The 21,033-nt window shown below is 65.5% G+C and carries 20 protein-coding genes, 1 tRNA gene and 1 riboswitch; of the genes, 15 read left to right on the forward strand and 6 right to left on the reverse strand.

Annotation, left to right across the window (positions count from 1 at the left end; all coding sequences use genetic code 11):
* Window positions 1-125: 125 nt before the first annotated feature.
* From pimA to AKN83_RS08575, 4 genes are all read left to right on the forward strand, one after another.
* Entirely contained in the window at window positions 126-1,796 is a 1,671-nt protein-coding gene (gene pimA / locus AKN83_RS08560) for a dicarboxylate--CoA ligase PimA (RefSeq protein WP_050406257.1), read from the forward strand.
* A 9-nt stretch (window positions 1,797-1,805) separates the two neighbouring features.
* The gene (pimC, locus tag AKN83_RS08565; RefSeq protein WP_050406258.1) at window positions 1,806-2,996 is read left to right on the forward strand and encodes a pimeloyl-CoA dehydrogenase large subunit; all 1,191 of its coding nucleotides are present in this window, start codon (window positions 1,806-1,808) and stop codon (window positions 2,994-2,996) included.
* Window positions 2,997-3,181: 185 nt separating this feature from the next.
* A complete protein-coding gene (gene pimD / locus AKN83_RS08570; RefSeq protein ID WP_050406259.1) occupies window positions 3,182-4,327 on the forward strand; it encodes a pimeloyl-CoA dehydrogenase small subunit in 1,146 nt (381 codons plus the stop codon).
* A gap of 131 nt (window positions 4,328-4,458) precedes the next feature.
* Window positions 4,459-5,232 (forward strand): SDR family NAD(P)-dependent oxidoreductase, encoded by a 774-nt coding sequence (locus tag AKN83_RS08575; protein WP_050406260.1) that lies wholly within the window; start codon window positions 4,459-4,461, stop codon window positions 5,230-5,232.
* Window positions 5,233-5,352: 120 nt separating this feature from the next.
* Here AKN83_RS08575 and AKN83_RS08580 read toward each other — a convergent pair whose 3' ends face one another.
* Window positions 5,353-6,546 carry an O-succinylhomoserine sulfhydrylase gene (locus AKN83_RS08580; RefSeq protein ID WP_050406261.1) on the reverse strand — a complete coding sequence of 398 codons (1,194 nt, stop codon included), beginning with the start codon at window positions 6,544-6,546 and terminating at the stop codon, window positions 5,353-5,355.
* 76 nt (window positions 6,547-6,622) lie between these two features.
* Window positions 6,623-6,702, reverse strand: a riboswitch (SAM riboswitch).
* 123 nt (window positions 6,703-6,825) lie between these two features.
* Here AKN83_RS08580 and AKN83_RS08585 point away from each other — a divergent pair.
* From AKN83_RS08585 to AKN83_RS08600, 4 genes are all read left to right on the forward strand, one after another.
* A complete protein-coding gene (locus AKN83_RS08585) occupies window positions 6,826-7,932 on the forward strand; it encodes a 2'-deoxycytidine 5'-triphosphate deaminase (protein ID WP_050406262.1) in 1,107 nt (368 codons plus the stop codon).
* A 50-nt stretch (window positions 7,933-7,982) separates the two neighbouring features.
* Window positions 7,983-8,459, forward strand: a complete 477-nt coding sequence (locus AKN83_RS08590) for a hypothetical protein (protein ID WP_050406263.1) — start codon at window positions 7,983-7,985, stop codon at window positions 8,457-8,459.
* Window positions 8,460-8,659: 200 nt separating this feature from the next.
* A complete protein-coding gene (locus AKN83_RS08595) occupies window positions 8,660-9,709 on the forward strand; it encodes a hypothetical protein (protein ID WP_050406264.1) in 1,050 nt (349 codons plus the stop codon).
* A gap of 120 nt (window positions 9,710-9,829) precedes the next feature.
* Entirely contained in the window at window positions 9,830-11,272 is a 1,443-nt protein-coding gene (locus AKN83_RS08600) for an MATE family efflux transporter (protein ID WP_050406265.1), read from the forward strand.
* Window positions 11,273-11,290: 18 nt separating this feature from the next.
* Here AKN83_RS08600 and AKN83_RS08605 read toward each other — a convergent pair whose 3' ends face one another.
* The 4 genes from AKN83_RS08605 to AKN83_RS08620 all read right to left on the reverse strand — a co-directional run bounded on the left by AKN83_RS08605 (window position 11,291) and on the right by AKN83_RS08620 (window position 13,685).
* Entirely contained in the window at window positions 11,291-11,707 is a 417-nt protein-coding gene (locus AKN83_RS08605) for an SRPBCC family protein (protein ID WP_050406266.1), read from the reverse strand.
* A gap of 133 nt (window positions 11,708-11,840) precedes the next feature.
* Entirely contained in the window at window positions 11,841-12,200 is a 360-nt protein-coding gene (locus AKN83_RS08610) for a VOC family protein (RefSeq protein ID WP_050406267.1), read from the reverse strand.
* Between the two features lie 56 nt (window positions 12,201-12,256).
* Window positions 12,257-13,096 carry a helix-turn-helix transcriptional regulator gene (locus AKN83_RS08615; RefSeq protein ID WP_050406268.1) on the reverse strand — a complete coding sequence of 280 codons (840 nt, stop codon included), beginning with the start codon at window positions 13,094-13,096 and terminating at the stop codon, window positions 12,257-12,259.
* A 10-nt stretch (window positions 13,097-13,106) separates the two neighbouring features.
* On the reverse strand, window positions 13,107-13,685 hold the full coding sequence (locus AKN83_RS08620) for a methylated-DNA--[protein]-cysteine S-methyltransferase (protein ID WP_050406269.1): 579 nt from the start codon (window positions 13,683-13,685) through the stop codon (window positions 13,107-13,109).
* A 171-nt stretch (window positions 13,686-13,856) separates the two neighbouring features.
* Here AKN83_RS08620 and AKN83_RS08625 point away from each other — a divergent pair, with 171 nt between their 5' ends.
* The 3 genes from AKN83_RS08625 (at window position 13,857) to AKN83_RS38180 (ending at window position 15,925) form a co-directional block, all read left to right on the forward strand.
* On the forward strand, window positions 13,857-15,407 hold the full coding sequence (locus AKN83_RS08625; protein WP_050406270.1) for a glycosyltransferase family protein: 1,551 nt from the start codon (window positions 13,857-13,859) through the stop codon (window positions 15,405-15,407).
* A gap of 109 nt (window positions 15,408-15,516) precedes the next feature.
* Window positions 15,517-15,590, forward strand: a tRNA-Gly gene (locus tag AKN83_RS08630).
* An 83-nt stretch (window positions 15,591-15,673) separates the two neighbouring features.
* Complete coding sequence (locus AKN83_RS38180; RefSeq protein ID WP_083991991.1) at window positions 15,674-15,925, forward strand: DUF3551 domain-containing protein; 252 nt, start codon at window positions 15,674-15,676, stop codon at window positions 15,923-15,925.
* A 255-nt stretch (window positions 15,926-16,180) separates the two neighbouring features.
* On the opposite strand, the gene AKN83_RS08635 is transcribed toward AKN83_RS38180, so the two are convergent.
* The gene (locus AKN83_RS08635; RefSeq protein ID WP_050406271.1) at window positions 16,181-17,200 is read right to left on the reverse strand and encodes an LLM class flavin-dependent oxidoreductase; all 1,020 of its coding nucleotides are present in this window, start codon (window positions 17,198-17,200) and stop codon (window positions 16,181-16,183) included.
* Between the two features lie 242 nt (window positions 17,201-17,442).
* Between AKN83_RS08635 and AKN83_RS08640 the strand changes: the two genes are divergently transcribed.
* From AKN83_RS08640 to AKN83_RS08655, 4 genes are all read left to right on the forward strand, one after another.
* Window positions 17,443-18,609 carry an NADH:flavin oxidoreductase/NADH oxidase gene (locus tag AKN83_RS08640; protein WP_050406272.1) on the forward strand — a complete coding sequence of 389 codons (1,167 nt, stop codon included), beginning with the start codon at window positions 17,443-17,445 and terminating at the stop codon, window positions 18,607-18,609.
* Window positions 18,610-18,647: 38 nt separating this feature from the next.
* On the forward strand, window positions 18,648-19,577 hold the full coding sequence (locus AKN83_RS08645) for a dihydrodipicolinate synthase family protein (protein ID WP_050406273.1): 930 nt from the start codon (window positions 18,648-18,650) through the stop codon (window positions 19,575-19,577).
* A 147-nt stretch (window positions 19,578-19,724) separates the two neighbouring features.
* A complete protein-coding gene (locus AKN83_RS08650; protein WP_050406274.1) occupies window positions 19,725-20,828 on the forward strand; it encodes a hypothetical protein in 1,104 nt (367 codons plus the stop codon).
* Window positions 20,829-20,833: 5 nt separating this feature from the next.
* Complete coding sequence (locus AKN83_RS08655; RefSeq protein WP_157113277.1) at window positions 20,834-21,028, forward strand: hypothetical protein; 195 nt, start codon at window positions 20,834-20,836, stop codon at window positions 21,026-21,028.
* Window positions 21,029-21,033 lie beyond the last annotated feature (5 nt).

Consider the following 21,033-nt stretch of genomic DNA (forward strand, 5'->3'; position numbering starts at 1 on the left):
GAGAGGGTTAGGGAGAGGGGTGATCGCATCGGGACTGCCCGTGTGACCCTCTTCCCCAACCCCTCCCCACAAGGGGGAGGGGGAGCCCACAAGCCGGTGCTCACCTCACATCAGTTGATGCATCCATGACCTATCCCGGCGAACGATATTATCCCAAGGGCGTGCGGTGGAGCGACGAGATCACGCGCGGCACGCTGCCGGATCTGCTCTCGACGGCCGCCGCCGAGTTCGGCGCGCGTCCGGTGCTCGAATTTCGCGACCGGCAGATCAGCTACAGCGAGCTCGAAGCCCTGGTCGAGACCGCGGCCGCCGCGTTCATGCGGGCCGGTTGCGGCAAAGGCGCCTCGGTCGCGCTGTTTCTCGGCAACTCGCCCGATCACCCGATCAACTTCTTCGGCGCGCTGAAGGCCGGCGCCCGCGTCGTGCATCTGTCACCGCTCGACGGCGAGATCGCGTTGTCGCACAAGCTCTCGGACTCTGGCGCGCGCGTGCTGGTCACCAGCAACCTGTCGGCGCTGTTGCCCACCGCACTGAAATTCCTCGCCAAGGGGCTGCTCGACCGCCTGATCGTTTGCGAGGATGACCATTGGGGCAAGGTCGGCACACAGCAAGCCGCGCTGCCCGACAATCCCGCTGTTATCACCCACCGGCAGTTCATCGACGGCGCAGTCAAGCCGCCACAATGGCCCGCGGTCGACGTCGAGGACGTCGCGCTGCTGCAATATACCGGCGGCACCACCGGCCTGCCGAAGGGCGCCATGCTCAGCCACGGCAATCTCACCGCGGCGGTCTCGATCTACGACGTCTGGGGCAAGCCGGCGCGGCTCGAACGCAACGCGGTCGAGCGCGTGATCTGCGTGCTGCCGCTGTTTCACATCTACGCGTTGACCGTGGTGCTGCTGTCGGCGATCCGGCGCGGCCATCTGATCTCGCTGCATCAGCGCTTCGACGTCGAGGCCGTGATGCGCGACATCGAGGTCAAGCGCGCGACGGTGTTTCCCGGCGTGCCGACGATGTGGATTGCGATCGCCTCGCTGCCCGATCTCGACAAGCGCGATCTGTCCTCGCTGGTGGTCGCCGGCTCCGGCGGGGCGCCGCTGCCGGTCGAGGTCGCCAAGATCTTCGAGCGCCGCGTCGGCATGAAGCTGAAGAGCGGCTGGGGCATGACCGAGACCTGTTCGCCCGGCACCGGCCACCCGAAGGAAGGCCCGGAGAAGCCGGGCTCGATCGGGCTGATGCTGCCCGGCATCGAGATGGACGTGGTGTCGCTGGAGGACTCCACCAGGGTGATGCCGGTCGGCGAGGTCGGTGAAATCCGCATCCGCGGCCCGAACGTCACCAAGGGTTACTGGAACAGGCCCGCGGAAACCGCCGAGGCCTTCGTCGGCGACCGCTTCCTCACCGGCGATATCGGCTACATGGACGCGGACGGTTATTTCTATCTGGTGGACCGCAAGAAGGACATGATCATCTCCGGCGGCTTCAACGTCTATCCGCAGATGATCGAGCAGGCGATCTACACCCATCCCGCCGTGCACGAGGTGATCGTGATCGGCATCCCCGACGATTACCGCGGCGAGGCCGCGAAGGCCTTCATCAAGCTGCGTGACGGCGAGAAAGAGTTCTCGATCGACGAGCTGCGGGCGTTCCTCACCGGCAAGGTCGGCAAGCACGAGCTGCCGGCGGCGGTCGAGTTCGTCGCCGAATTGCCGCGCACCCCCGTCGGCAAGCTGTCGCGCCACGAATTGCGCCAGCAGCAGCCGAAGACATCTCAAGCCAAATCAGTCGCTCAATAGGAGGATCCGATGGATCTCGCTTTCACCAAGGAAGAGATAGCCTTTCGCGAGGAGGTACGGGAGTTCTTCAAGAACAACGTGCCGCCGGAGACAAGGCGCAAGCTGCAGGAAGGCCGCCATCTGTCGAAGGACGAGATGGTCACCTGGTGGCGCATCCTCAACAAGAAGGGCTGGGGCGTCACGCATTGGCCGAAGGAATATGGCGGCACCGGCTGGAGCACCGTGCAGCATTACATCTTCAACGAGGAGCTGCAGTCCTATCCGGCGCCGCAGCCGCTCGCCTTCGGCGTCAGCATGGTCGGCCCTGTGATCTACACGTTCGGCAATGAGGAACAGAAGAAGAAGTATCTGCCGCGCATCGCCAATGTCGACGACTGGTGGTGCCAGGGCTTCTCCGAGCCGGGTTCGGGTTCGGACCTCGCCTCGCTGAAGACCAAGGCCGAGCGCCGCGGCGACAAGTGGATCATCAACGGCCAGAAGACCTGGACCACGCTCGCCCAGCACGCCGACATGATCTTCTGCCTCTGCCGCACCGATCCGGCGGCGAAGAAGCAGATGGGCATCTCCTTCATCGTGTTCAGCATGAAGTCGAAGGGCGTCACCGTGCGTCCGATCCAGACCATCGACGGCGGCCATGAGGTCAACGAGGTGTTCTTCGACGACGTCGAGGTGCCCTACGAGAACCTGATCGGCGAGGAGAACAAGGGCTGGGATTACGCCAAATTCCTGCTCGGCAATGAGCGCACCGGCATTGCCCGGGTCGGCGTGTCGAAGGAGCGGCTGCGCCGCATCCGCGCGCTGGCCTCCAAGGTCGAGTCCGGCGGCCGTCCTGTCATCGAAGATCCGGCGTTCCGCGAGAAGCTGACGGCCTGCGAGATCGAGCTGAAGGCGCTCGAGCTGACCCAGCTCCGCGTCGTCGCCGACGAGGGCAAGCACGGCAAGGGCAAGCCCAATCCGGCGTCCTCGGTGCTCAAGATCAAGGGCTCGGAAATCCAGCAGACCACCACCGAGCTGCTGATGGAGATCATCGGTCCGTTCGCTGCGCCCTATGACGAGCACGGCGACGCCGGCTCCAACGAGAGCATGGATTGGACCGCGCAGATCGCGCCGAGCTACTTCAACAACCGCAAGGTTTCGATCTACGGCGGCTCCAACGAGATCCAGCGCAACATCATCAGCAAGGCGGTGCTGGGGCTTTGATCCTCCCCCTCTCCCCGCTTTTCGCGGGGAGAGGGTTGGGGTGAGGGGCATCTCTCCGAGCAATGATTGCCGAGAGACCTATACCCCCTCACCCGGATCGCTTCGCGATCCGACCTCTCCCCGCAAGCGGGGCGAGGTGAAGAGGTCCCGGTTTCGGTAACGACTTTCAGTTTAAGGAAACGAACATGGATTTTGATCTGTCCGAGGAGCAGCGGCTTCTCAAGGAAAGCGTCGACGGGTTGCTGGCGGATGCCTACGACTTCGATGCGCGCAAGAAGTACATGAAGGAGAAGGGCGGCTGGAGCAAAGCGCTCTGGGGCAAGCTCGCCGAGCAGGGCCTGCTTGGTCTGCCCTTCGCGGAGACCGACGGCGGCTTCGGCGCTGGCGCGGTCGAGACCATGATCGTCATGGAAGCGCTCGGCAGGTCACTGGTGGTCGAGCCCTATCTCGCCACCGTCGTGGTCGCCGGCGGCTTCCTGCGCCATGGCGGCTCGGCCGAGCAGAAGGCCAGGTACATTCCCGGCATCATCGACGGCAGCAAGACCTTCGGCTTCGCCCAGCTCGAGAAGAACTCGCGCTACGACCTGTTCGACGTCGTGACCACGGCGAAGAAGAAGGGCGACGGTTGGGTGATCGACGGCGAGAAGTTCGTCGTGCTGAACGGCGAGAACGCCGACACCTTGATCGTGACCGCGCGTACCAAGGGTGGCCAGCGCGACAAGTCCGGCATCGGCGTGTTCCTGGTTCCGGCTGATGCCAAGGGCGTCACCAAAAAGGGCTATCCGACCCAGGACGGCCTGCACGCGGCCGACATCACCTTCACCAATGTCGAGGTCGGCGCGGATGCTGCGATCGGCGATCCCGACAACGGCCTGCCGCTGATCGAGCGCGTGGCGGACGAAGCCCGCATTGCGCTGTGCGCGGAAGCCGTCGGCGCGATGGACGAGTCGCTGAAGGAGACCGTCGAGTACATCAAGACCCGCAAGCAGTTCGGCGTTGCGATCGGCTCGTTCCAGAGCCTGCAGCACCGTGCCGCCGACATGTTCGTGGCGCTGGAGCAGGCCCGCAGCATGTCGATGTTCGCGACCATGGCGTCGGACTTCACCGATGCCAAGGAGCGTTCGTCCGCGGTCGCGGCCGCCAAGGTGCAGGTCGGCAAATCCCTGAAGTTCGTCGGCCAGCAGTCGATCCAGCTTCATGGCGGCATCGGCATGACCATGGAAGCCAAGATCGGCCACTACTTCAAGCGGCTGACCATGATCGAGAACACGCTCGGCGACACCGACTACCACCTCCGTCGCGTCAGCGAGGGCGGCGGGCTGCTGGCGTAACTCGTCATTCCGGGGCGCCGCGAAGCGGCGAGCCCGGAATCCATTTCACCACCAATGATGCGGCCTGATGGATTCCGGGTTCGCGACTGCGTCGCGCCCCGGAATGACGGCCCATCCGGGAGGAAACAACAATGAAAAACACCCCGTTCGATCTCACCGGCCAGGTCGCGGTCGTCACCGGCTCGAGCCGCGGCATCGGCCGCTCCTCGGCGGAGCTGTTGGCAAAACTCGGCGCCAAGGTCGTGATCTCCTCACGCAAGGCGGACGCCTGCCAGGAGGTCGCCGACGGCATCAAGAAGGCCGGCGGCGATGCGCTCGTCATCCCCTGCAACATCGCGCGCCGCAACGAGGTCGAAGGGCTGGTCTCGGGCACGATCAAGCACTACGGCAAGATCGACATCCTGGTCTGCAACGCCGCGGTGAATCCCTATTACGGTCCGCTGCTCGACATCACGGATGAAGCCTTCGACAAGATCATGGGCTCGAACGTCAAGAGCAACATCTGGCTGTCAGCATTGGCGATCCCGCAGATGGCCGAGCGCGGCAAAGGCTCGGTCGTCATCATCTCCTCGATCGGCGGACTTCGGGGTTCGACGGTGATCGGCGCCTACGGCATCTCCAAGGCGGCGGACTTCGCGCTGTGCCGCAGCCTCGCCGGCGAATGGGGGCCGAAGGGCGTGCGCGTCAATTGCGTGGCGCCGGGCCTCGTGAAGACCGACTTCGCCCGCGCGCTGTGGGAGGATCCGGATAATCTGAAGCGCCGCACCGCCTCGACGCCGCTCCGCCGCATCGGCGAGCCCGACGAGATCGCGGGCGCAGTGGCCTATCTCGCTTCCGATGCCTCGACCTTCATGACCGGCCAGACCATCGTGGTCGACGGCGGCGTGACGACAGCGGCGACGTAAAGCGGGAAGAAGTTAGCTTGAATCGGCTTGCGCTCGGGTCGGTTTACCTCTCCCAAGGGAGAGGTGAATCTCCGACGCCGCTCCAATTCAACCTATCCTCATCATGCTTTAGCGCCAGCCTCAGACCTGCTCCAGCGCCCGCTCGAAATCCTCGATCAGGTCGTCGGGATGCTCTAGCCCGGCCGAGAAGCGAATGAAACCTTCGCTGATGCCGAGTTCGGCGCGGGCCTCCGGCGCCAGGCGCTGATGCGTCGTGGTCGCGGGATGCGTGACCAGGCTCTTGGCGTCACCGAGATTGTTGGAGATGCGCGAGATCTTCAGCGCGTTGAGACAGCGGAACGCGCCGGCCTTGCCGTCCTTCACCTCGAAGCCGACCAGCGTCGAGCCGGCGCCCATCTGCTTCTTCACGGTCGCGGCCTGCGGATGATCGGCGCGGCCGGGATAAACCAGCCGCGTGATCTTCGGATGCCTGGCCAGTGCCTCGGCGATCTTGGCCGCGTTCTCGGTCTGGGCGCGGACGCGGACGCCGAGCGTCTCCAGTCCCTTCAGCAGCACCCAGGCGTTGAACGGCGACAGCGACGGACCGGTCTGGCGCATGAAATTGTGGATGTGCTCGGCGATGAAGGCTTCCGACGACAGGATGATGCCGCCGAGGCAGCGGCCCTGGCCGTCGATATGCTTGGTCGCGGAATAGACCACGACGTCGGCGCCGAGCGACAGCGGGCTCTGCCAGATCGGGGTCGCGAACACGTTGTCGACGATCAGCCGGGCGCCGCCGCTATGCGCGATCTTGGCGATCGCGCCGATGTCGAGCACGTCGAGCGTCGGGTTGGTCGGGCTCTCCAGGAAAAAGGTCTTGGTGTTCGGCCGCAACGCGCGCTGCCACTGGTCGAGATCGAGGCCGTCGACCAGCGTCGTCTCGATGCCGTAGCGCGGCAACAGGTCCTGCACCACGTAGAGACAGGAGCCGAACAGGGCTTTTGAGGCCACCACATGATCGCCGGCCTTCAGCGGCGCCAGGATCGCGGTGGTCACCGCAGCCATGCCGGTCGCGGTCGAGCGGGCGGCTTCGGCGCCCTCGAGCTCGATCATGCGGCGCTCGAACATCGCAATGGTCGGATTGGAATAGCGCGAGTAGATGAAGCCGGGGTCCTGGCCCTTGAAACGCGCCTCGCATTGCTCGGCGCTGTCGTAGACGTAGCCCTGGGTGAGAAACAGCCCTTCCGACGTCTCCCCGAACTGCGAGCGCAGCGTGCCGCCATGGACCAGGCGGGTTTCGGGACGAAAGCGGGCGGTACCTTCAGATTCAGACATGTGACCTCCGAAGTGGCCATTTCCCTTGGAAACTGGCCACAAAAAAACCGGCCTGGAGCAACCTCCACAAGCCGGGATCACACTGTCCCCGGCCTGTTTAGCGACTTATTTAACGTGGCTGCAAGCCGGCCGGCTCAAATCACCACGGGATAAGTGCAGCTGATATTCCCTCGCGCCCTTTCCGTCAAGACGGTCATCGGATAACCCCTAAAAGCCCATATATTGGGGCTTGGTGGCCGTTCAGAGTATTGATTTCGGGCCATCTCGAGGGACCGCATCGTGTCGTTCACGCTGGAAGATGAATCCAACGGAATCCTGCCCGACCGCATGATCGCGGAGATGGCGGAGGCCGGCCTCATCCTGCCCGCCTACGACTTCGTCGAGAGCCAGATCCAGCCGGCGAGCCTCGACCTGCGCCTCGGCGACATCGCCTACCGGGTCCGCGCCAGCTTCCTGCCCGGGCCCGATGCCACCGTCGCGGAGCGGATCGATCAGCTCAAGCTGCACGAGATCGATCTGTCCGACGGCGCGGTGCTGGAGACCAATTGCGTCTACATCGTTCCGCTGCTGGAGAGCCTGGCGCTGCCGCCGGAGATCGTGGCCGCGGCCAACCCGAAGAGCTCGACCGGACGGCTCGACGTTTTCACCCGCGTAATCGCCGACGGCACCCGTCGCTTCGACATGATCGGCGCCGGCTATCACGGCCCGCTCTATGCCGAGATCTCGCCGAAGACCTTTCCGGTGCTGCTGCGCGAGGGCTCGCGGCTCAGCCAGGTCCGCTTCCGGATCGGCGAGGCGACCCTTTCCGCCGACGAGCTCGACGCGCTGCATGCTGCCGAGCGGCTGGTCGATGCCGACGATGCCGACCTCACCCATGGCGTCGCGCTCTCGGTCGATCTCTCCGGCGAGAACTCCGGCGGCTTCGTCGGCTATCGCGCCAAGCGCCACACCGGCGTCGTCGATGTCGATCGCCGCGGCGGCTATGCGGTCGACGAGTTCTGGGAGCCGATCAAGGCGCGGCCCGATGGCAGCCTGATCCTCGATCCCGGCGAGTTCTACATCCTGGCGTCGAAAGAGGCCGTGCAGGTGCCGCCGGACTACGCGGCGGAGATGGTGCCGTTCGATCCCTTGGTCGGCGAATTCCGCGTCCACTATGCCGGCTTCTTCGATCCCGGCTTCGGCTATGCCGGCGCCGGCGGCAAGGGCGCGCGCGCCGTGCTGGAAGTGCGCTCGCGCGAGGTGCCGTTCATCCTCGAGCATGGCCAGATCGTCGGCCGCCTCGTCTATGAGCGCATGCTCGAGCGCCCCGACGCGCTCTACGGCCAGCGCATCGGCTCCAACTACCAGGCGCAGGGCCTCAAGCTCTCCAAGCATTTTCGCGTGTAGCGGAGGTCCGTCGTCACCGTCGTTGGTCACCGGCGCCGATGGAAACGCTGATGGAATTGAGTCCGGCCTTCCAGATCCATTCCTATGGCCCGCCCGCGCGGGCCGCTGATATCGCGCGCCTTCGGCAGATATATCCGGACATTCCGGCAGGCTACATCGAGCTGGTCGGGCAGATGACCGGCGTCGTGCTGCTTTGGCACCGCAAGGGCGAGCTCCGCCTGTGGGGCCCCGAACAGGTGATGGCAATGGACCAAGCCTATGGCGTGTCGACCGTGATCCCGGGCGCAATGCCCTATGGCGACAATGGCGGCGGCCAATTGCTGGTGCATGGCAAGGGAGCTGCTGGCGTCGCGACCTATCTGGTCGAGAGCGGATCGCTGTTCCTCGACGCGGATGCGCCGTTCATCGCGCCTGATCTTGATACCATGTTGAAGACCGAACAAGGCGCTGAACTCATCTTTCAGTCGGACGAGGTGCCGGAGAACGAAATCGGGCCACCGCGTTTCGAGCAAGGGGAATATCTCTAGCGGTAATCGTCGTTCGTCGGAGCGCTGGGCTTGACGCTCTCCAAGCATCTTCGCGTGTGTAATTCCGCAGCCCGGATGAAGCCCTCGCGAAATCCGGGACGGCATACGCAGATTGAGTTGCCCCGGATTGCGCTTCGCTGCATCCGGGCTACGATTGCGCATGCGAGTTCGACCTCGCCAACAAGAGCCAGGGAGCCAAGATGACTGCAGGCGAAAGCGCACAAGAAACCCAGTGGCGGAACTGGCGCAGCGTCGCCGACCTCTATCACGCCTTCTTCACCGGGCTGATCCTCACCGTGGTGACGCGGCGCGGCACCGCCGACGCTGCCGAATTCGTCTTCCGCGTGTTTCGCCGCCAGCAGCAGGAGCGCTTCCTGCCCGGCTTGAAGAAGCTCGGCCTCGACGGCCTGCCGCCCGCGGTCGCGGCCGCGCAGTATCACTATCTCTCCAACTGGATCGGCGGCGTGCATGTCGAATACATGGTCGAGAGCGACCGCAAGGCCTGGATCCGCTACCCGCCGCCGCGCTGGATCTGGAAGGGCACCGCGATCTGCGGCGTGCCCGGCGAGGTCTCGCGCGCGATGCTGCGCGGCTGGCACGCCAACAACGGCGTCGCGCTCGGTGATCTCAGGCTCGGCTTCGTCTGCACCAAGCAGAGCGTCGATGGGCAGGACGGGCTCGAGGGCTATTACTGCGAGTACGATCATCCGCTCGAGCTCGACCAGCGCCTGGTGTTCGCGCGCCACCTCGAGGCGCCGCTGTTCGACCCGAAGACCGCGCCGGCGTTGCCGGTCGGCAGCTGGCCGAAGCCGCGGCTGGAAAAGGCCTATCGCAACTACGCGATGGAATATGTGAAGACCGCCGCGCCCGTCATCGTGCAGGTGTTCGGCCCCGAGGACGCGAGCTATCTGCTGCATCTCACCGGCAAGCTGATTGGCATGCAGTATTTCGACGAGGTCGCGCAGGCGCTCGGCGGCCGCCGTGGCCGTGCCACGGAATTTGCCGCATTCCTGCGCACTCTGTTCGAGTCGCAGGATGACATCGCTGAGGCCAGCGAGTCCGAGGGCCAGTTCGAGATCCGCCAGCAGGGCTGGAAGCTGATGGCCGACGTGGTTGATTATCATCCGGCCTGCGCCAGCGTCCTGACAGGCCTGTTCGAAGGGCTGGCGGCCGGCTGCGGACGGCATATTCCGGTGCATCTGAAGCCGAATGGCGCCGCCGGCGCGCCGTTCGTCTGGTCGATCGGCTAGGCCAGAGGTTCACCTGCAATCACGCAGGCCCCCCTTGCGTCCCGCGCACGTGGAATCCGCGTTCGCCATGGTAGGGAAACACCATGGCGCGGCTCCCGAAGATCGCGCGTGGGAGTAGAAATGTCCGATCTCGGCCTCGCCGAAATGCCTGTCGACGAACACGAGCGGCCGCTGCCGCCGCCGGTGACGAGGCCGGCGCGCAACGCGCTGCTCGACGGGCCGATCTTGCGCACGCTGTTGTGGCTGGCTTGGCCGAACGTGATCGCGCTGTCCGCCGGCACCTGCGTCGTCATCGCGGAGACCTCCTATATCGGCCGGCTCGGCGTCGAGTCGCTCGCGGCGATGGCGCTGGTGTTTCCCTGCGTGATCCTGACCATGACGATGTCGGGTGGCGCGATGGGCGGCGGCGTCGCATCCGCGATCGCGCGTGCGCTCGGCGCCGGCGAGATCGAGCGCGCCTCGACGCTCGCCATGCATGCACTGCTGATCGGATTGACGTTTGGTGCCACCTTCATGCTGGGCATGCTGATCTTCGGTCCGCGCCTGCTTGAATTGCTCGGCGGCCGCGGCAATGTGCTGGCGAATGCGATCGCCTATTCGCAAGTGTTCTTCGGTGGCGCGATCCTGCCCTGGCTGATGAACACGATGGCCGGCATCCTGCGCGGCACCGGCAACATGAAGCTGCCGTCGACCATGATCCTGTCCTCGGCGGTGTGCCAGATCATCCTCGGCGGCACGCTCGGGCTCGGCCTCGGGCCGGTGCCGCAATTCGGCATGCGCGGCGTCGCAGCCGGCTCGCTGATCGCCTATTCGATCAGCATCAGCGTGATGGGCTGGTATCTGTTCTCGGGCCGCGCCCGCGTGAAACCGAAGCTCAAGGGGTTGCGCGTGCAATGGGCGATGTTCATCGACATCCTCAGGGTCGGCGCGGTGTCCTGCTTCTCGCCGCTGCAATCGGTTCTGACGATCTCGATCTTCACCCACATGCTGGCGCAGTTCGGCACCGCGGTGCTTGCCGGCTACGGCATCGGCGCGCGGCTCGAATTCATGCTGACCTCGGTCGCGTTCGCGGTCGGCATCGCCTCGGTGCCGATGATCGGCATGGCCGTCGGCGCCGAGCGCGTCGCGCGGGCGCGGCGCATCGCCTGGACTGCGGGCACGGTATCGTTCCTTGCGGTCGGCGTGGTCGGCAGCTTCATCGCCATCTTCCCGGATCTCTGGGTCAATCTGTTCACCAATGACCCGCATGTGCGGGCGACCAGCCATCAATATCTGTCGACCGCCGCGCCGATGTACGCCTTCATCGGCCTTGCGATGTCGATGTATTTCTCCTCGCAAGGGGCTGCGAAGGTGCTGGGTCCGGTGTTGGCGCAGACCGCGCGGCTGATCTTCATCGGCGCCGGCGGCTGGTGGCTGTCGACCCATGAGGCGAGCGCGCAGAACTTCTTCGCACTCGCCGCCGCGTCGATGGGTGTGCTCGGCGTGCTCTCGTGCCTCAGCGTGATCCTGACGCGCTGGGGCAAGTCCGCACCGGTTGCGGACGTGCAGCCGGCGCTTTCGTAGGCCACGCGACCGGAAAGGTCACGCCGCGTTCTTCTCCCTGGCCGATTTGGCCTGCGCCGCCTGCATCGCCGCCGCGCCGAGGTCCATCTGCGCGTCCATGTAGGGCGCGATCTCGTGCGGCAGCACGTCGGCGATCCACAGCACCCGGCAGCACGCGTCGCCTTCCGCGAGCACCTGCACTGAGGCGGAATGCTGCTTCAGCCGCTCGCTGGTGATCGCATAGACCAGCCGCCGACGCTTGTCGTCGCAATCGACCAGTGTCTCGCGCGCCATGGTGCCGTTGGCAAAGCTGACGATGCGCACGTCGCCGTCGAGCTTGGTGTCGGTCACGAAGCCCGGCACCAGCCGCGTATGCAGCGCGCCGAAATCGCGCAGTGCGTCCCAGACCTGGTCGGCCGGCGCGTCGATCGGGATGTCCTTGTGAATGGAAGCCATCGTTAAGTCCTTGTTAGTTTCAGATGTGTCGTCATTGCGAGGAGCGAAGCGACGAAGCAATCCATGCCGCAGCAAGGGGTAAGGTGGATTGCTTCGCTCCGCTCGCAATGACGGCGGAGATAACTGCGTTCGCTTACGTGCGCACCGCCTCGACATTGTTGCCGTCGGGGTCGAGCAGGAATGCCGCGTAGTAGGTCGGGCTGTAGTCCTTGCGATGGCCGGCCGCACCGTTGTCCTTGCCGCCGGCCTTCAGGCCCTCGCTGTGGAATGTCTTGATCGCGTCGTGGCTCGGGGCGCGGAACGCGATGTGCGCGCCGCCTTGCGCACGGCCCTTGTGCAGATGCAGCCAGAGCGCGGGCTCGCCCTTCGGGCCGAAGCCCGCGCCGCTGTCATCGCGCGAGCACAGCACGAAGCCGAGCGGCGTGAGGACTGCGGTGTAGAAGCGCACGCTGGCGTCGAGGTCGGCGACGCGCAATCCGATGTGGTCGTACATGATGGGGTCTCCAGTCACTGAGCGCGTCGAGCGACGCGCGGACCGGCAGAACCTAGCTATTGCAGCGCAAGGCGTTCTTGGAGAATCTTGCGGTCGCCGCGGGAGGTTTGGCGGAATTTGAGCGGCGAGACACCGGCGGCGCGGTGGAAGCTGCGTACGAAATTCGAGAGATCACCGAAGCCGACGTCATAGGCGATGGCGGTGACGGGGCTGTCGTCGTCCACCAGCCGCCGCGCCGCATGGCGCAGCCGCGAGCGCACGAGATATTGATGCGGGGTGACGCCGAGCACCGCGGAGAACAGCCGCAGGAAATGGAAAGTGCTCAAGCCGGCCTGCCCGGCGGCATCGTCGAGATCGATCCGATGGTGCGAATTGGCGTCGATCCACAGCGCGGCCTCGACGGCGCGGCGGCGGTCGCGCAAGCCGGCGGTGAGCGGCTTTGCCTTGCGATCGGACACCAGCTCGACAAGGCGGCTGGCGAGCAAGTGGCCGATCTCGTCGAGGCCGACGTCGCTGTTGCCAGCTGCCGCCGTCTGGGCGAGCTCGCCGATCACCATCAATTCCGGCAGCGGCGGCACCGCGCCGACCTGCCAGACCGAGGTGCGGTCGCCGATCGTCTCGACGAGCTCCGGGTCGAGGAAGAACGACAGGCACTCGTCGCCGACCACATGGTCGTGCGTGCAGGTGTACTCGTCGCCGGGATGGCCGACCAGGATCGAGCCGGCCACCAGCTCGTGGAAGCGGCCGCGGCAATGGCAGCCGAAGCTGCCGCTGCGCACATAGGACACCGAATGGCAGTCGAACTGCTCCACGAACGGCTTGTCGCCGGGCTCCGCCGTGCAGCGAAACTCATTCACCGTGATGCGATCGCGCTGCAACAGCGTGGTCCGGGTCATACCCCGAGATTTAGGCTTGCGGTCGTGGTCGCGCAACCGGCAGCAGCACGTCGAAGAGGGTCGTGCTGGCGGTCGGCTGGGCGCCTTCGATCGAAAGCAGCCGCCGCTTGGAAACGCTGCCGCCGTTCGGCGAGATCCGGTCGGCATAATGGCCGGCTTCGAGCACGCGATGGCAGGGCACGATGATCATGAAGGGATTGCGGCCGAGCGCCTGCGCCACCGAATAGACTGCGCCGGACGCGCGCAAGCCGCGGGCGACCTCGTCATAGGTCCGGGTTTCGCCGCGGGGAATGCCGCGGACTGCCTGGTAGACGCGCTGGTTGAAGGCTGGGATGCCGCTGATGTCGAGCGCAACGCCGGTGAGATCGGCATTGCCGCCGCGCAGGATCGCGGCGATGCCCTCGATCGCGATCTCGATCTCCTCGGGAGCCCGCATCTCGCGTGCATCGGGATAGAGCTGGAACAGCCGCTTGCGGGTTTCGATTTCGCGGATCTCGGGAAGCTGGACACCGGCGACGCCGGCTTCGCCCCAAGCGATGCCGTATCGGCCGATTGCCGTGTCGAAAATGGTGTACCCACGCCCCGCCATGACGCCACCAACCCCCAGATGCGATCATAACATCGCCGCGGTCCGCCGCATCCGGAATCTTCACGTTTAGTTAAGCATGTCGCGGCCGACGCTGTGTGACCCCGTCAACGTTCAGTCACGTATCCTCCAGTCACGCATCTTAAAGGCTTTGCCCGCTATCTGGTCGTCGGCATGCTGCTCCAGAAGACGATCGGCGGAACGATGACGGTCACGAGCGCCAAAGCCGCGGCCGGCAGCGCAGGCGTGGCCGGGGCTGCGCGCGGGCGTGTTCACCCGCTCTTCGCGTTGCTGCTGCTGGCGGCGGTCCTGCGCCTTGCGGCCGCTGTCTGGCCCAACGTGATTTATCCCGACGAGACCTATCAGTATCTCGAGCCGGCGTGGCGGATGCTCGGCCATGACGGCATTTTGACGTGGGAATGGCGCGAGGGCATTCGCGGCTGGTTCCTACCGACATTGATGGCGGGGCCGGTTGCTCTCGGCGATGCGATTGCGCCTGCCGGCGCAGGTGCGTTCCTGGTGCCGCGTCTGATCGCCGCATGCGGCTCGCTGTCGATCGTGGTCAGCGCGTGGTTGTTTGGCGCCCGGGTGTCGCGGACCCATGCCGTCGTCACGGCCTTCGCCGCGGCGGTCTGGTTCGAACTGATTATGCTCGCGCCACACACGTTGGGCGAGCCGCTGGCGACAGCGCTGATCGTTCCGGCGGCGCTGCTGATCACCGACGGTCCGTCGCCGCGGCGTCTCGCGATCGGCGGCGCCTTGCTCGCCTTCGCCTTTGTCTGCCGCTTCCAGTTTGCGCCGGCGATCGCCGTGCTGGCCGTCGGGGCGTGCTGGACGCGCTGGCGAAACTTGGTTCCGCTGGTCGCCGGCGGGCTGGTTGCGCTGCTGCTCGCCGCCGCGATCGACCTTGCCCATGGCACCCTGCCGTTCGCCTGGCTGGTCGCCAATATCAGGGAAAACCTCGTCCACGATCGCGCCATCGAATTCGGCGTGTCGCCGCCGTCGGCCTATCTCTTCGATTTCCTGACCGTGTGGTCGGTGGCGATCCTGCTGCCGCTCGCTGCGATCTGGCGCGGCTGGCGGCACGCACCGCTGCTGCTGGCCGCGGCGCTGGTCAACCTCGTCTTCCACAGCCTGATCGCGCACAAGGAATACCGCTTCATCTTCCTCTCGGTGGCGCTGTTCACCATCGTCGCGGCGCTGGGCTCGGCCGATTGGGTCCGATGGCTGCGCACGAAGGTTACGTTGCGCCGCTGGGCCTTGCCGATCGTTCTCGGCGGCTGGGTGCTGCTGTCCGTGGCGCTGGCCGGCACCAGCGAAGAGATGCGCGAGTACTGGACGCGCGGCGTCGGCGCGGCGCGGCTCGCGGCTGAACTGCGCAGCGATCCGCAGATGTGCGGCCTTGCGCTTTACGACGTTCGTTTCCAGCAGTTGCCGGGGCGCGAACGACTGGTCGGCGAGGCGCCGCTCTACGCGCTGCAGCCCGCCGATCCGCTCGCCGAGATGATCCTGCCGCCACTGCTGCTGCGGGCGACCAGGCCGGCCTTCAATCGCATCCTTGCGCGGCCGGAGGCCGCCGGCGATCTGCCGCCGGATTTTTCGCGGCAAAGCTGTGCCCGCGTCGGCTTCAGCGAAGCCTGCATTTATGCGCGCGACGGAAGCTGCGACGCATCCGCCGCTGTGCCCTTTGTGATCAATGACGTGCTCGTGAGGATGCGCTGGTAGCGGGGGGCGGCGCCGCGACCGGTGTCAATGCACGCTTGATCCTCTGCCTCGGCCCGGGCTATGGTCCGCCGGTCGCACCGTTAAGGCGCGGCCTCAAGCAATTGAGATCGCGGGCGTAGTTCAATGGTAGAACGGCAGCTTCCCAAGCTGCATACGAGGGTTCGATTCCCTTCGCCCGCTCCAGCCCCAAGGTCAGTCCCAAGGCTTGTGCGCGACGGTCCTGTCGGCGAGACAATACATTTTGGTGCCATAGCGGGAGACTTGACGTGAGGTTGCTTGGAGCGCTGCTGTTCGCGCTGGGCGCGCTTTGCATGACGAAGCCGGCATCGGCACAAATGTATGATCCTCGCTATCCCGTCTGCATGCATGTGTACGGTGAACTGATCGGCGAACGAATGGATTGCATCTTCGCGTCGATGAGGCAGTGCCAGGCCAGCGCCGTGGGGAATCCGGCAACCTGCCTGGTTAACCCTTTTTATGCGCCGAGACCTGTGCGTCCTTCCAAGCCCGCGCGATGACCCTCTTCAGCTCGCATCCGCGAGCGCGTTGATTCCAGATCAACCTGGGCAACCCACAAACGGGTCTCGCGCGATGATCCCGTGCTATTACGGCGGTCTGTTCACGCAACGTGCGCGCCGGACGCACTGTACTCGACCTGTTCTTCTCACAACACGCAGTTATGTTTCCGTAGTTCTCCGCGTTTGAGAACGGAGTTCCGCTGGAACCCGCGAGCGACCGGCAATGGCCGAGGTTGCATCATCCTCCGGTGGCGATCAGCGCCATCCCATGGCGGGCGCGACGTGAGTCAAAATGCTTTCGATCACATGCGCGTTATAGGCGACGCCGAGTTGATTAGGGACGGTCAGCAGCAAGGTGTCGGCCTCCGCGAGCGCCTCGTCCGTCTTGAGTTGCTCGATCAGCTTGTCCGGCTCGGCCGCGTAGCCGCGGCCGAAGATCGCGCGGGTCCGCTCGTCGATGAAGCCGATCTGGTCTTCCTCCTGGGCGTTGCCGAAATAGGCGCGGTCGCGATCGTCGACCAGTGCGAAGATGCTGCGGCTGACCGAGACCCGCGGCGCGCGGGTGTGGCCGGCCTCCTTCCAGGCGGCGCGGTAGGCCCGGATCTGCGCGGCCTGCTGGATATGGAAGGCCTCTCCGGTCTCGTCGCTCTTCAGCGTCGAACTTTGCAGGTTCATCCCGAGCTTCGCCGCCCAGACCGCGGTGGCGTTCGAACCGGCGCCCCACCAGATCCGCTCGCGCAGGCCTTCCGAGTGCGGCTCGAGCCGCAGCATGCCGGGCGGGTTGGGAAACATCGGCCGCGGATTCGGCTGCGCGAAACCTTGTCCGCGCAGCATATCGAGGAAGATCTCAGCATGACGCCGGCCCATGTCGGCGTCGGTCTCGCCTTCACCAGGCTGATAGCCGAAATAGCGCCAGCCATCGATCACCTGCTCGGGCGAGCCGCGGCTGATGCCGAGTTGCAGGCGTCCCCTCGCGATCAGGTCGGCCGCGCCGGCGTCCTCGATCATGTAGAGCGGATTTTCGTAGCGCATGTCGATCACGGCGGTGCCGATTTCGATCCGGCTGGTCTTGGCGCCGACCGCCGCCAGCAGCGGGAACGGCGAGGCCAGCTGGCGCGCGAAGTGATGCACGCGAAAATACGCGCCGTCAGCGCCGAGCTCTTCGGCGGCGACCGCAAGGTCGATGGATTGCAGCAGCACATCCGCGGCCGAGCGGGCCTGGGATTGCGGGGAGGGCGTCCAGTGCCCGAACGAGAGGAATCCGATTTTTTTCATGTCGGCAATGTAGGCATATCAGGCGCGAATTGCGAACGGTGGCATGGCGACGACGGAAAATGTTTACCAACGGGGAAAAATTGATTCAGCAGATGTTGCGGGTTTTGCCGATCGCGCCGCTGTGGACGCGCTGCATGCGCGCTGGGCTTGCCGCCTGCGCTGCGGCGCGGCTTGCGATCAGCCCGCGCGCCGCCTAGCTTCCGGCCACCATTTCTCCCGCCACCAGTTTCCCGCAGGACCCGATGTCGCAGCCGCTTCTGTTTCAGCCGATCACGCTTCGCGGCGTGACCTCTCGAAACCGCATCCTGATTTCACCGATGTGCCAGTATTCGGCAACCGACGGCCTCGCCAATGACTGGCATCTTGTTCATCTTGGTAAATTCGCCCAAGGCGGCGCCGGGCTCGTGATGGTCGAGGCCGCGGCGGTCACCGCCGAGGGCCGCATCACCCATGGCGACGTGGGAATCTGGAACGACGAGCAGATCGCGCCGCTCGAACGCATCGCCGCCTTCCTGAAGGACAACGGCGCGGTGCCATCGATCCAGCTCGCGCATGCCGGCCGCAAGGCCAGCATGCAGCGTCCCTGGTACGGCAATGCCGCGCTCGACGCGGCCGACCGCGCCCGCGGCGATCTGCCGTGGCGCCCCGTGGCGCCGAGCGCGATCCCGATGGAGGAAGGCTGGCTGATGCCGCATGCGCTCGATGTCGCCGAGCTCACAGCGCTGCGCGAGCAATGGCGCCGCGCCACCTTGCGCGCGGTGGAGGCCGGTTTCGAATTCGTCGAAGTACATTGCGCGCACGGCTATCTGCTGCACGAATTCCTCTCGCCCTTGTCGAACAGCCGCAGCGACGCCTATGGCGGCGACCGCGCCGGGCGGATGCGCTATCCGCTCGAGATCATCGAGACCGTGCGCGCCGCCTGGCCCGCCGAGCGGCCGCTGGCGGTGCGCATCTCCTCGGTCGACGGTGTCGATGGCGGCCTGACCATCGAGGATCAGGTCGCATTCGCGCGCGAAGCCAAGGCGCGCGGCGCCGATCTGATCGATTGCTCGTCGGGCGGCCTGCTCGGCTCGGCGACCGCGGCGCGGATTCCGCGCGGCTATGGCTTCCAGGTGCCGTATGCGGACGAAATCCGCCGCGCCGCCGAGGTCGCCACTATCGCGGTCGGCCTCATCCTGCATCCGCAGCAGGCGGAAGACGTGCTCGCCAACGGTCAGGCCGATCTGGTTGCGATCGGCCGCGAAGCGCTGTTCGATCCGAACTGGCCGCTGCATGCCGAGCTTGCGCTTGGCGGCGGAGGCGGCGAGGTGTTCGCGTCCTGGCCGAAGCAGTATGGGTGGTGGCTGGAGCGGCGCGAGCCGGGCCTGCGCAGGCTCGACGGTCCGCCGCTGCCGTTCCGCAAGGTGTGACGGATCAAGCTGCGACAGATCATCAGGGAGGATTTGACATGACGATTTCGGCACAGCGTCCCTATCGCGGCGTGTTCCCGGTGGCGCCGACCATCTTCGACGCTGGCGGCAACCTCGACCTCGACGGCCAGCGGCGCTGCATCGATTTCATGATCGATGCCGGCTCGCACGGCATCTGCATCCTCGCCAATTTCTCGGAACAGTTCGTGCTGGCCGATGCCGAGCGCGAGACCGTGATGCATGCGGTGCTCGAGCACGTCGCGGGCCGCATTCCGGTGATCGTCACCACGACGCATTTCTCCTCGGCGGTGTGCGCCGCGCGCAGCCGCGACGCGGAGGCCGCGGGCGCCGCGATGGTGATGATCATGCCGCCTTATCACGGCGCGACCTTCCGCGTCGGCGAGCCGGCCATCTACGAGTTCTATCGGGTGGTGTCTGACGCCATCAACATCCCGATCATGATCCAGGACGCGCCGGTCGCGGGCACGCCGCTCTCGGTGGACTTCCTGGCGCGGATGGCAAAGGAGCTCGCCAATGTCAGGTACTTCAAGATCGAGGTGCCGATGGCCGCAAACAAGCTGCGCGGCCTGATCGAGAAGGGCGGCAGCGTGATCGAGGGACCGTGGGATGGCGAGGAGGCGATCACGCTGATGACCGATCTCGATGCCGGCGCCACCGGTGCGATGACCGGCGGCGGTTATCCCGACGGCATCCGCCAGATCATGGATCCGTTCTTCGCCGGCCGCCGCGACGAGGCCGTGCAGGCCTATGCGCGCTGGCTGCCGCTGATCAACTACGAGAACCGGCAATGCGGGCTGCAGGCCTGCAAGGTGCTGATGCGCGAGGGCGGCGTCATCAAGTCGGACGCGGTGCGGCATCCGCTGCAGCCGCTGCATCCGGCGACGCGCGCCGGCCTGATCGAGATCGCGCGCACGCTCGACCCGGTCGTGCTGCGCTGGGGGCGCTGAGCGCGCCACCCGGCTGTCTCGTCCGGATCATCGCTGCCGTCTGCATTCACATAACCGTCAACAACGGTATCTACCGTTCCGGTACGGGAAGTGGGGCATTTGTCCCCGCATGTGCAATCTGCATAGATCTGGCCGCTCAGGCAGAGCATGATTGAAACCTTCCGGGTCGGCGGTTTTGCGATGCGCTACGGCCATTTCGTGCCGCGGCTTTACAATTATTGCCGGTCGCTCGGCTTTGAGCGGCAGCACATGCTGCCGTCACGCGCCTTCTGCTCGGACGAGAGTCAAGGCTATCCGGTCATGCTGCTGGCCCAGCATTTCGGAACCTTTCCGTTCGATCACGGGCGGGTCGGCGGCAAGGTCGCGATCAACCGCCACGGACCTTTTGCCCATCACGGCGAGGATTTGTTGCTGATTCAGGCCAGTCATGTCGGTTACGATCCCGATGATGGCCGCTTTGGGGTCTATCAGCGCCACCGCACCGACGGCTGCAGGTTCGGCGACTGCTGCGGCAAGCTCTGCGGCGTGCTGCGCTGGTACGAGGACGAATACGCGCATGCCTGCAAGCAGGTGCAATGCGGCCGGCTCGATGGCGAGCCGGTGTTCCGGATCGACAATCAGTATCTCGACGACAGCCGCAGCGAAGGCGTCTTTCTGCGGCTCGACCGCATGGTCGAGACGCCGCGCCAGCCGCTGACCGTGCTGAGCACGTCGAAGGTCTTTGGCGTCAGTCCAGCGATCCGCGAACGGCTCGGCGAGGCCTGCTTTGGTGAGACACCTGCGCCGATCGGCACGGCGCTGTCGCCCGATCTGTTTCACTTCCGGCGTGCACAAGTCGAAGGTCCCGAGGGCCATGACATGCTCGAGGCGGCGCTCGCGCCTGTCATGCCGGCGCTGGTGACCTCGCCGCATCCCGCATTGGATGCCGCCCGCTTCGTCACCCAGGCCGAGTTCGATCGCACCTATCGGAGCATTTTGCGCGAGCCGGCGTTTCAGACCAAGAACGTGCTGTTCGTGTCCGGCCTCAACATCGATGTGTCGCCGCGCGAGGGTTTTCCGTTTCCGTTCACCAAATTCGTTCCCTGGGCCGCCTATGCCCGCCTGCGCGACGGTCGCTCGTTCCTGTTGGAGCAGGAGCAGCTGGTCGAGACGCTGCGCCGGATGCCGGGCGAAAATCCGGACTGCCTGTCGTTCGACAAGACAATCGAGCAGATGACCACCGCGCCGGAAATCCGGCTTCCGATCGGCTGATGCCCATGACGACGCTTCCGGCCCTGCGTACGCACGCTGCTCCCGAACCGCGTCTCCAGCGCCTGGAATTCGTGGATCGCGAGCGCGGCTTGACCCGCCGTCACTTCATCCTCGGCTGCCTCAGCCTGGTTGCCGGCCAGATGGTGCGCCTGCTCGACAAGCTCCAGCGATTGCCGCTGCTGCGCATTCGTTTTCCCTGAGCGCG

The sequence above is a fragment of the Bradyrhizobium embrapense genome (genome assembly GCF_001189235.2).
GTDB classification, from domain to species: Bacteria; Pseudomonadota; Alphaproteobacteria; order Rhizobiales; family Xanthobacteraceae; genus Bradyrhizobium; species Bradyrhizobium embrapense.